Genomic DNA, 10,844 nt, shown 5'->3' with positions numbered 1-10,844 from the left:
GCTATCTCCAAGTTCGTTTGGAATTTCTCCGCTACCCACACCTCATCCCCGCACTTTTCAACGTACGTGGGTTCGGTCCTCCAGTGCGTTTTACCGCACCTTCAACCTGGACATGGGTAGATCACATGGTTTCGGGTCTACGACCACATACTCATTCGCCCTATTCAGACTCGCTTTCGCTACGGCTCCGTCTCTTCGACTTAACCTCGCATGGGATCGTAACTCGCCGGTTCATTCTACAAAAGGCACGCCATCACCCATTAACGGGCTTTGACTTGTTGTAGGCACACGGTTTCAGGATCTATTTCACTCCCCTTCCGGGGTGCTTTTCACCTTTCCCTCACGGTACTGGTTCACTATCGGTCACTAGGGAGTATTTAGCCTTGGGAGATGGTCCTCCCGGATTCCGACGGAATTCCTCGTGTTCCGCCGTACTCAGGATCCTCCTAGGTGTGATTCAAATTTCATCTACGGGGCTTTTACCCTGTCTCGCAGACCTTTCCAGGTCCTTCGATTATTTCAATCAACTACCATATCGGAGTCCTACAACCCCAAGAGGCAAGCCTCTTGGTTTGGGCTTTTCCCGTTTCGCTCGCCGCTACTCAGGGAATCGATTTTTCTTTCTCTTCCTGCAGGTACTTAGATGTTTCAGTTCTCTGCGTCTACCTCCATTCAGCTATGTATTCACTGAACAGTAACATCCTGTTAAAGATGCTGGGTTTCCCCATTCGGAAATCTCCGGATCAAAGCTTACTTACAGCTCCCCGAAGCATATCGGTGTTAGTCCCGTCCTTCATCGGCTCCTAGTGCCAAGGCATCCACCGTGCGCCCTTATTCACTTAACCTTATCAACCTTACGGTTGGGTCTTTATCTTCCCTCTAGCGATAGAGTTCCAATAAATAAAAAATAAGCAATTGAACTATTAAAAAACTCATTCAACGCGGTGTTCTCGGTTTGTTTTAAAAATTTTTGGTTTGTTTTTTGTATCCAGTTTTCAATGAACGAATATGATGACCAATGTCATCAATGGAGCCTAGCGGGATCGAACCGCTGACCTCCTGCGTGCAAAGCAGGCGCTCTCCCAGCTGAGCTAAGGCCCCTAAAAGTATCTAATTTTTAAATAGACCTCTCAAAACTGAACGAATAAAGATAAACTTGTGTAGTCTCCGTAATTTTCCTTAGAAAGGAGGTGATCCAGCCGCACCTTCCGATACGGCTACCTTGTTACGACTTCACCCCAATCATCTATCCCACCTTAGGCGGCTGGCTCCATAAAGGTTACCTCACCGACTTCGGGTGTTACAAACTCTCGTGGTGTGACGGGCGGTGTGTACAAGGCCCGGGAACGTATTCACCGCGGCGTGCTGATCCGCGATTACTAGCGATTCCGGCTTCATGTAGGCGAGTTGCAGCCTACAATCCGAACTGAGAGAAGCTTTAAGAGATTAGCTTAGCCTTGCGACTTCGCGACTCGTTGTACTTCCCATTGTAGCACGTGTGTAGCCCAGGTCATAAGGGGCATGATGATTTGACGTCATCCCCACCTTCCTCCGGTTTGTCACCGGCAGTCTCGCTAGAGTGCCCAACTAAATGATGGCAACTAACAATAAGGGTTGCGCTCGTTGCGGGACTTAACCCAACATCTCACGACACGAGCTGACGACAACCATGCACCACCTGTCACTTTGCCCCCGAAGGGGAAGCTCTATCTCTAGAGTGGTCAAAGGATGTCAAGACCTGGTAAGGTTCTTCGCGTTGCTTCGAATTAAACCACATGCTCCACCGCTTGTGCGGGCCCCCGTCAATTCCTTTGAGTTTCAACCTTGCGGTCGTACTCCCCAGGCGGAGTGCTTAATGCGTTAGCTGCAGCACTGAAGGGCGGAAACCCTCCAACACTTAGCACTCATCGTTTACGGCGTGGACTACCAGGGTATCTAATCCTGTTTGCTCCCCACGCTTTCGAGCCTCAGCGTCAGTTACAGACCAGAGAGCCGCCTTCGCCACTGGTGTTCCTCCATATATCTACGCATTTCACCGCTACACATGGAATTCCACTCTCCTCTTCTGCACTCAAGTCTCCCAGTTTCCAATGACCCTCCCCGGTTGAGCCGGGGGCTTTCACATCAGACTTAAGAGACCGCCTGCGCTCGCTTTACGCCCAATAAATCCGGACAACGCTTGCCACCTACGTATTACCGCGGCTGCTGGCACGTAGTTAGCCGTGGCTTTCTGGTCAGATACCGTCAAGGGATAAACTTTCCACTCTTATCCTTGTTCTTCTCTGACAACAGAGTTTTACGATCCGAAAACCTTCTTCACTCACGCGGCGTTGCTCGGTCAGACTTTCGTCCATTGCCGAAGATTCCCTACTGCTGCCTCCCGTAGGAGTTTGGGCCGTGTCTCAGTCCCAATGTGGCCGATCACCCTCTCAGGTCGGCTATGCATCGTTGCCTTGGTGAGCCGTTACCTCACCAACTAGCTAATGCACCGCGGGTCCATCCTCCAGTGACGCAATTGCGCCTTTCAAAAGAAAACCAGGCGGTTTTCTCTGTTATGCGGTATTAGCACCTGTTTCCAAGTGTTATCCCCCGCTGGAGGGTAGGTTACCCACGTGTTACTCACCCGTTCGCCACTCCTTTTCTTTCGGTGGAGCAAGCTCCGGTGAAAGAAAAAGCGTTCGACTTGCATGTATTAGGCACGCCGCCAGCGTTCGTCCTGAGCCAGGATCAAACTCTCATTAAAAAGTTTGCACAGTCTTGCGACTGTTAGCTCAATTGTATTAATTGACTTGTTACTAGCATATTGCTTGCTTTGTATTGTTTGTTCCTATTAATAGGAACGCCCTACACATTTGGTTCGTCTTATTCGTTCAGTTTTCAAAGGTCTATTTCTGTTGCACCAGCAACTTTTATATCTTATCAGATTTCAAAATTAAAGTCAAACACTTTTTTGAAATATTTTTAAGATAAAAAAACAAATTTGCTGGATTAAATCAACAACTTTTATAAGTTACCATAAGCGAAACCATCCGTCAACACTTGATTTCAAGAAGTTTCTTCCCTCATGGGACATATAATAATATAGCAATCTTCCCTTCTTAATGCAACCAAAAAAGTAATATTTTTTTACATTTTTTATTAACCGAACGAAAACTAAAAGTTCTATTATTTTGTTCGATTAATATTCATGAATAACATCCATTGCAAACAATTTCGTAATTCATCTTTCGTTTCTACTATAAAATAAAAAGCCTCAGATTTTACTCTGAAGCTAATTTTGTGTTTCATCATCTATTTTTATTTCTTGAATTGGGATGTAAATTCTAAAAATTGTCCCTTTTCCTAATGAACTTTCTACTGTAATTCTTCCTTTATAGCTTTCCAAAAGTTTATGAGCTATCGACAAGCCTAAACCATTACCACCTTTTGTTCTTGCCCGTGCCTTATCAACACGATAAAAACGATTGAATACTTTGTCTACGTCTTCATTCGGGATACCTTCACCAAAATCTTGAATGGCAATTTCAAAATCATTAAATGTTGAAGATATAGAAAGATGTACTTCTTTACGCTCTGTTGAATACTTCACCGCATTATCTAACACAATGATTAAAATTTGCTCAAAGTGGTTTCGATAAATTTTTAGAACCTTTTCATGAACCAAATCATCGTCTAAGGTAAATGTAAATTCTGGATATAGTAATTTAAAATTATTAAATACTTGGTAAGTCACTTCTTTAGCATTAGAAACCTCATTACTATAATAGACATCTACTTGCTCAGCTCGTGACAAATCTAACATTTCTTGAACAAGACTCTTCATCCGATTGATTTCTTGTAAACTCGCAGCAATTGATTCTTCTAATATCTCAGGATCATCTTTTCCCCAACGATTTAACATGTTCAAATGACCTTCAATTACAGCAACTGGCGTTCTCAATTCATGGGAAACGTCCTCAACGAATCGTTCTTGCTGTTCTACATACATTCTGATCCGATCAATCATATCATTAAACATAGATGAAAGATCCGCTAACTCATCATTTGAATTGATTTCGGGTACATGGACTTCAGCCTGCGGATCTTGCCGGATGCGATCCATTGTATCTCGTAAAAGTTTTAAAGGTTTCAAAAAATATGAAGAAAGCATAAAGCCTAAAATACTACTAACCACCAGCGAAACAATTTCCAGCACAATCAAGGTAAGTAACAACTTACTGCGCATTTCGTAAAAATCAGTCAACTGATAAAATACTTGGACATAACCAATTTTTTCTTTGCTTTCCTTTGAGTAAACAGGTTCCACTGATAAAAAGCCATTCTCTCCATCTAAAGTCACGATTTTAGGTACCATTTCTTTTTTTTGAACCAATGGTTGATAGACATCTTGGGTTTTAAATACCAATTTCTTATTTAAATTATAAATAGAGAGCGATAATTGCGGTTGTCCTAATTCAGAAATAAAACTATCAATCCGCATAATGTTGCCTTCTAAAGTCATGTTTTGATCATATAAAGCTGTATCACTACTGGTGGATTCTGTTAAAGTCCGGTAGGTGTTTACCAAAGTCAATTCTTCGTCAGCGTTTGACAAACGAGAAGAAACTTCGGAAATCGTGTTGGCAATATTCACTCGTTCTTTATTTACGATTAAATTCACAGACGACTTATAAGTGATTACCGCAAAAATGGTAAATACTACGAATATAAAGAAAGAACTAGTAAAGGCCCACTTAATAGTGAGAGAAGGCCCTTGCAGTTCTTTGTCTTTATTGAAAATTTTTATCATGAGCGCATAACGTAACCAGTTCCACGAACAGTTTGGATATAACTGTCTTCGCCTGGTACATCAATTTTATTACGTAGATAACGGATATACACGTCCACTACGTTTGTCTCAACTTCAGTTTCGTAACCCCAGACTTTGTTTAATAATACGTCACGTGCCAATACAACATTCACATTTTCCATTAAGGTTAATAGTAATTCGTATTCACGTTTGGTTAATTCGATGATTTCACTACCTCGACGAACAACACGATTTTCTTTTTCGATTGTTAAATCGCGATAAGTGATAGTTGTTTGTTTCGCAACATTCTTATCACCTTCAATATCGATTCGACGTAATAGTGCGCGCAAACGAGCTAGTAACTCTTCAATCGCAAATGGTTTTACGATATAATCGTCAGCACCATGATCCAAACCTGAAACGCGGTCAATGACTGAATCTCTTGCAGTCATCATGATAATTGGCGTATTTTTAACTTGTCGTACGCGGCGACAGACTTCTAACCCATTTAGTTCTGGTAACATTAAGTCAAGTAAGATAGCATCCCAATCTGATTCAAGGGCAGCCTCTAGACCAGTTCGACCATTATAGTGAACTTCTGTTTCATAACCTTCATGTTTTAATTCCAATTCCACAAAACGGGCTAAATTCTTTTCGTCTTCAATAATCAGAATATTGCTCATTAAATTAATTCCTCTCCGATTTTGATTTGATTAAACCTTTGTTATTATAGGCATAAATCATTCAAAAAGCTATAGTCAATTCTAACATGAAATCTTAGATAAAAAAACTAAGGAAGATCATTTTGTTGAAATTCCCTAGTTATTTTTGGTTAATTATTCTTCGTGGTACCAGCTATAGTGGAAGATTCCTGCTTTATCTGTTCGTTCATACGTGTGGGCACCAAAGTAATCTCTTTGCGCTTGGATCAAGTTTGCAGGTAAGCGTTCAGCACGATAAGAGTCGTAGTAGGTAATTGCTGAAGAGAAAGTTGGTACTGGAATCCCTGCTTGAACCGCAATGGCCACAACTTCACGAACGGCTTTTTGATATTTTGCAGCAATATCTTTAAAATAATCATCCAACATTAAGTTAGCAATATCTGGATCTTTTTTATACGCATCAGTAATCTTTTGCAAGAAACGAGCACGGATGATACAACCGGCACGCCAGATTTTTGCAATATCACCAAATGGCAAATCCCAATCATATTCTTTTGAAGCGGTTCTTAATTGAGAAAATCCTTGTGCATAGCTCATTAATTTACTAAAGTACAAAGCCTGACGAATTTTTTCAATTAATTCAGTTTTATCGCCTTCGTATTTATATTCAGCTGGTGCTGCTAAAACCTTACTAGCATTTACTCGTTCTTCTTTATAGGCTGAAATGAAACGAGCAAACACAGATTCAGTAATTAATGGTAAAGGTACCCCTAAATCTAAAGCAGATTGTGACGTCCATTTACCAGTTCCTTTATTACCTGCTGCATCTAAAATAACATCAACAATTGGTTTGCCAGTGCCTTCATCGTCTTTACGAGTCAAAATATCAGCAGTAATCTCAATCAGATAACTATCTAATTCGCCCTTATTCCATTCACTAAAAACATCAGCCAATTCTTCAACTGAAAGGCCTAGTAATTGTTTCATCAAATCGTATGATTCAGCGATTAATTGCATGTCACCATACTCAATTCCATTATGCACCATTTTTACATAATGACCGGCACCGTTTGGTCCAATATAAGTTACACATGGTTCGCCATCTTCATCTGCTTTGGCAGCAATTTGTTCAAATATCGGCGCTACTAAGTCGTACGCTTCTTTTTGACCCCCAGGCATCATTGAAGGACCTTCTAATGCTCCTTTTTCGCCACCGGATACACCCGTACCGATAAAATTAATACCAGAGTTAGCTAATTCTTCATTTCGACGAATGGTATCTTGGAAGAAGGTATTTCCACCGTCGATCAAGATATCACCTTTGTCTAAATGAGGTAATAATTCTTTAATTGTTGCATCTGTTGCTGGACCAGCTTTAACCATTAGTAAAATACGGCGCGGTTTTTCAATTGAATATGCAAATTCTTCCATTGTATAAGTAGCTTTTAAATTTTTATCTGGATGTTCTGTCACTACTTCGTCCGTTTTTGCACCTGTTCGATTAAATAGTGCTACTGAATATCCTCGACTTTCAATATTTAAAGCCAAATTTTTTCCCATTACCGCCATTCCGACGACACCAAATTGTTGTTTTGTCATACAAAGACCTCCTAAATATAGCTCATATCAAACTTATTATAGCTTAACAAATAATAAATGAGAAATGAATTGGTTTTTTTTAAAAGAAAAACCCCAAGACTCCATGGTTAGTCTTGGGGTTTAATAAGCTCTATCAAAAAATGCTTATGCTTCTTTAGCCATTACATCTTTCCCATCGTAGTAGCCACAGTTGGCACAAACGTGATGGCTTTTTTTCATTTCACCACAGTTAGGACATTCGTTTAATCCTTTGATAGTTAATTTGTAATGTGTACGGCGTTTTGCTTTCTTCGCTTTTGAAGTTTTTCTAGCTGGTACTGCCATTTGGTGTTCCACCTCCTTAAAAAATTTGTATCATGAAGATACATCTATTCCAATCCTACTTAGTCTTCTTCATTTAATAACTCAGATAACTTTGCAAGACGAGGATCAATAACTGGTTGTTGATTTTTTTGTTGTAGATAGTCTTCTTCACTAATGACCTGCCAATCATTTCCTTTTGGTAATTCATCTGCAGCTTCTTCTTCTTTTGAAAAAACTTGCAAAGGAATAGCCAGTAAAATGTTGTCTTCAATCGAATTAGTTAAATCAATTGAATCAGAATCAAGCACTAAAACCTCTTCATCCCGATCTTCTAAATCAGACCAATTTTCTCGTGTCATAAAAATCTCGTCAACTGACAAGTCTAATGGCAATTCAACTGGTTCAAGCGATCTAGCAGAAGGAACTGTTACAACAGTTTTTAGTTGATAATGTAACAAATATTCATTTTTTGCAACAGATAAAATACCTGTCACAGCAACTGGTTGCACATCTAAAATTTCGTTATCTCGGGCCATCAAATTCTTCTTAACATCAACAGTTTCGGAAAAATTTAAAGGCTCATCTTGGTAACGACGCAATTCACCAATCGACCATTTCATCTTCATCACCTCTAAGCAACAATCGCTATTATACAGGTGTTAAATTTAGTTGTCAATGAAATTTTCTTGACACCTTGAAATATTCCGATAAATTGTTTTTTTCGTTTCAATTTATGCTAAACTAGCTAAAAAATGAGGGGGTTTGACAATGATACTATCTTTTGAAAATGTCACTTTTACAAGAGAAAAAAGAAACCTATTAAAACAAATTAACTGGCAGATGGGAACAGGACAGCATTGGGGAATATTAGGATTAAATGGTGCTGGCAAGACGTTGCTACTGCAATTAATCACAGGTTCCTTATGGCCTAGCAGCGGAAAATTAACCGTCTTGGGTGAAGTATTTGGGAAAACTTCAATCCCAGAATTACAGAAAAAAATTGGCTGGGTATCCACCGCTCTTCAATACCGCATTCGTACCAATGAACTAGCTGAAATGATCGTTCTTTCCGGAAAATTTGCCAGCATAGGCATTTATCAAAAATATCAACCAGAAGATTTAAAAAAAGCGAAATCTTTACTAGGGCTCTTTGAAGCCAGTCATTTAATTGGAAAAACCTATCATTTGTTGTCACAAGGCGAACGACAAATTGTCTTGATTGCCCGGGCTTTAATGGCAGAACCAGAACTATTAATCTTAGATGAACCTTGTAATGGTCTTGATTTATTTGCCCGTGAAGAGTTGCTAAATAAGATTGAGTTGTTAGCGACACAAGAAAATGCCCCAACCTTACTTTTTGTTACTCATCATACAGAAGAACTTTTACCAATTTTCCAACACCTTATGTTGTTAAAAGACGGCACTATTTTTGCAAATGATACTCGCGATAAACTTTTTAATAAACAAATACTGTCAAAATTTTATAATCGACCAATCCGTTTTCAAGAAATTACACCTGAACGGTTGATGGTTTTACCAGGAGACTAAATTATTTAATTTTAACCAATCAAAAATAATTAAACTTACTCAGTATCTTACAAATAATGAACAAGTAAAAAACTCGAAAGCCGCATAATTAGCGGTTTTCGAGTTTTTATTTACTATTAGATTGCTGTTGTTTCTCCACGGTATACAATACCACGACGAGGGTCAACAGTAACTAGTTCGCCATCAATAACAGTTGCAGTAGCATCTTTGGCACCTACAATAACAGGAATGTCTTGAGCAATCCCTACAACAGCTGCGTGAGAAGTTAAACCACCATCTTCTACAATCAAAGCTGAAGCTTTTTCAATCGCAGGCATATAGTCCTTATCAGTTGTTGGTACAACTAAAATCATACCATCTTTAGCTTTTTTGTTTGCTTCTTCAGCTGAGCCAGCAACAACAGCGTTGGCAACAACTGTTCTTTCACCAACACCTTGTGCTTCAATCAATTTAGAACCGATTAATTGAACTTTCATAACGTTAGTTGTTCCACGTTCACCAACTGGTACGCCAGCAGTGATCAAAATTAAATCGCCTTCTTTAGCAAAGCCTAAATCAACCGCTTTTTTAGTTGCTAATTCAAACATTTCATCAGTTGTTGAAGGTTTTTCAGCAACAGTTGGGAAAACACCCCAGTTTAACATTAAACCACGTTTTGTTCTTTCGTCAAAAGTAACTGCTAAAATATCAGCATCTGGACGATATTTTGAAATCATTTTGGCTGTATGACCAGATTCAGTAGCCGCTACAATTGTTTTAACGCCCAAGTTTTTAGCTGCACGGGCAACAGATAAACCGATTGTTTCAGTTACGTCTGTTTTATCAAAATGATTAATTTGGAATGAACCTAATTCTGATAATGCTTGTTCAGCTTCCATATCGATTCTAGCCATTGTACCAACTGCTTCAATTGGGTAGTCACCATTTGCTGACTCACCAGAAAGCATTGTTGCATCAGTACCATCAAAGACAGCATTGGCAACGTCAGAAGCTTCTGCACGTGTTGGACGTGGGTTTTCTTGCATACTTTCTAACATTTGAGTTGCAGTAATAACAGATTTACCAGCAGCATTACATTTTTTGATGATGCGTTTTTGAACCATAGGTACTAATTCTGGTGCAATTTCTACACCCATATCTCCACGGGCGATCATAATTCCGTCAGCGACTTTCAAGATTTCATCGATATTGTCGATACCTTCTTGAGATTCAATTTTCGGAATGATTTGAACGTGCATCATATTTTTTTCTTCTAAAATTTCTTTAATATCTAAAACATCTTGTGCTTTACGAACAAAACTTGCTGCAATAAAGTCGATGTCATTATCTAAACCAAAACGGATATCATCAGCATCTTTTTCAGTGATACCAGGTAATGAAATAGAAACGCCTGGTGCATTCACACCTTTACGAGAACCTAACATACCAGCATTTTTAACAACTACTACTAATTCACGGTTGGCTTGGTCTTTTTCAAGGATTTCCATATCTATTAAGCCATCATCAAATAGTACATGACCACCAATATGAACATCATCAAATAACCCTGGATAAGTAACAGAGATTTTTTCTTTTGTTCCTTTTAATTCTGGATCCATAGCGATGCGTGTTTGATCGCCTACTTCAAATTTAATGTAACCAGCGCGACCGTAGTCAGCTTCTGTTGTATCTTGAACAGTCGTACGAATTTCCGCACCTTTTGTATCTAATAAGATGGCAGCATCCATACCAGTTTCTTTCACTGCTGTACGTACCATTTCCATCCGTTCTAATTGCTCTGCATGGTCACCATGAGAGAAGTTAAAACGAAATACATTTGCCCCAGCTTCGATTAATTGTGAAATAATTTCTACTGAGTTACTTGCTGGTCCTAATGTACTAACAATTTTGGTCTTTTTCATTACGTAAAACGCTCCATTCTTGATTGTTTATAATTAAATAGT

General features: G+C 39.3%; 7 protein-coding genes, 1 tRNA gene and 2 rRNA genes (1 of these 10 running past the window's edge). 1 reads left to right on the top strand and 9 read right to left on the bottom strand.

Annotation, left to right across the window (positions count from 1 at the left end):
* From ACVWNY_RS05675 to ACVWNY_RS05640, 8 genes are all read right to left on the bottom strand, one after another.
* A 23S ribosomal RNA gene (locus ACVWNY_RS05675) occupies positions 1 to 845 on the bottom strand; it reaches 2,068 nt to the left of the window's first position.
* Between the two features lie 183 nt (positions 846 to 1,028).
* Positions 1,029 to 1,101: transfer RNA gene (locus ACVWNY_RS05670), tRNA-Ala, on the bottom strand.
* 82 nt (positions 1,102 to 1,183) lie between these two features.
* Positions 1,184 to 2,743 (bottom strand): 16S ribosomal RNA (locus tag ACVWNY_RS05665).
* Together the 16S and 23S rRNA genes with 1 tRNA gene alongside form the textbook arrangement of a ribosomal RNA operon.
* Before the next feature lie 528 nt (positions 2,744 to 3,271).
* Positions 3,272 to 4,789, bottom strand: a complete 1,518-nt coding sequence (locus ACVWNY_RS05660) for a HAMP domain-containing sensor histidine kinase (RefSeq protein WP_218327676.1) — start codon at positions 4,787 to 4,789, stop codon at positions 3,272 to 3,274.
* Positions 4,786 to 5,472: a response regulator transcription factor gene (locus ACVWNY_RS05655; protein WP_218327675.1), complete on the bottom strand. Its 687-nt coding sequence runs from the start codon at positions 5,470 to 5,472 to the stop codon at positions 4,786 to 4,788. Before ACVWNY_RS05655 ends, ACVWNY_RS05660 begins: the two co-directional genes overlap by 4 nt.
* Before the next feature lie 153 nt (positions 5,473 to 5,625).
* Positions 5,626 to 7,050 carry an NADP-dependent phosphogluconate dehydrogenase gene (gene gndA / locus ACVWNY_RS05650; RefSeq protein WP_454071816.1) on the bottom strand — a complete coding sequence of 475 codons (1,425 nt, stop codon included), beginning with the start codon at positions 7,048 to 7,050 and terminating at the stop codon, positions 5,626 to 5,628.
* Between the two features lie 144 nt (positions 7,051 to 7,194).
* Entirely contained in the window at positions 7,195 to 7,374 is a 180-nt protein-coding gene (gene rpmF, locus ACVWNY_RS05645) for a 50S ribosomal protein L32 (RefSeq protein WP_218327673.1), read from the bottom strand.
* A gap of 59 nt (positions 7,375 to 7,433) precedes the next feature.
* Positions 7,434 to 7,973, bottom strand: coding sequence for a YceD family protein (locus ACVWNY_RS05640; RefSeq protein ID WP_218327672.1), 540 nt, complete (start codon positions 7,971 to 7,973; stop codon positions 7,434 to 7,436).
* A 148-nt stretch (positions 7,974 to 8,121) separates the two neighbouring features.
* Here ACVWNY_RS05640 and ACVWNY_RS05635 point away from each other — a divergent pair, with 148 nt between their 5' ends.
* Positions 8,122 to 8,901, top strand: a complete 780-nt coding sequence (locus tag ACVWNY_RS05635; protein ID WP_218327671.1) for an ABC transporter ATP-binding protein — start codon at positions 8,122 to 8,124, stop codon at positions 8,899 to 8,901.
* Between the two features lie 116 nt (positions 8,902 to 9,017).
* Here ACVWNY_RS05635 and pyk read toward each other — a convergent pair whose 3' ends face one another.
* The gene (pyk, locus tag ACVWNY_RS05630; protein ID WP_218327670.1) at positions 9,018 to 10,802 is read right to left on the bottom strand and encodes a pyruvate kinase; all 1,785 of its coding nucleotides are present in this window, start codon (positions 10,800 to 10,802) and stop codon (positions 9,018 to 9,020) included.
* Positions 10,803 to 10,844: the final 42 nt, after the last annotated feature.

This window comes from Enterococcus sp. JNUCC 77, from assembly GCF_054819945.1.
Note: the sequence above shows the minus strand (reverse complement) of the source record. Positions and strands in the feature narration are given on the sequence as shown.

Bases quoted from the DNA above. Each gene is read 5' to 3' on its own strand.
- pyk (WP_218327670.1), bottom strand. From the start codon at position 10,802: ATGAAAAAGACCAAAATTGTTAGTACATTAGGACCAGCAAGTAACTCA.
- ACVWNY_RS05640 (WP_218327672.1), bottom strand. From the start codon at position 7,973: ATGAAATGGTCGATTGGTGAATTGCGTCGTTACCAAGATGAGCCTTTA.
- rpmF (WP_218327673.1), bottom strand. From the start codon at position 7,374: ATGGCAGTACCAGCTAGAAAAACTTCAAAAGCGAAGAAAGCAAAACGC.
- ACVWNY_RS05635 (WP_218327671.1), top strand. From the start codon at position 8,122: ATGATACTATCTTTTGAAAATGTCACTTTTACAAGAGAAAAAAGAAAC.
- ACVWNY_RS05655 (WP_218327675.1), bottom strand. From the start codon at position 5,472: ATGAGCAATATTCTGATTATTGAAGACGAAAAGAATTTAGCCCGTTTT.
- gndA (WP_454071816.1), bottom strand. From the start codon at position 7,050: ATGACAAAACAACAATTTGGTGTCGTCGGAATGGCGGTAATGGGAAAA.
- ACVWNY_RS05660 (WP_218327676.1), bottom strand. From the start codon at position 4,789: ATGATAAAAATTTTCAATAAAGACAAAGAACTGCAAGGGCCTTCTCTC.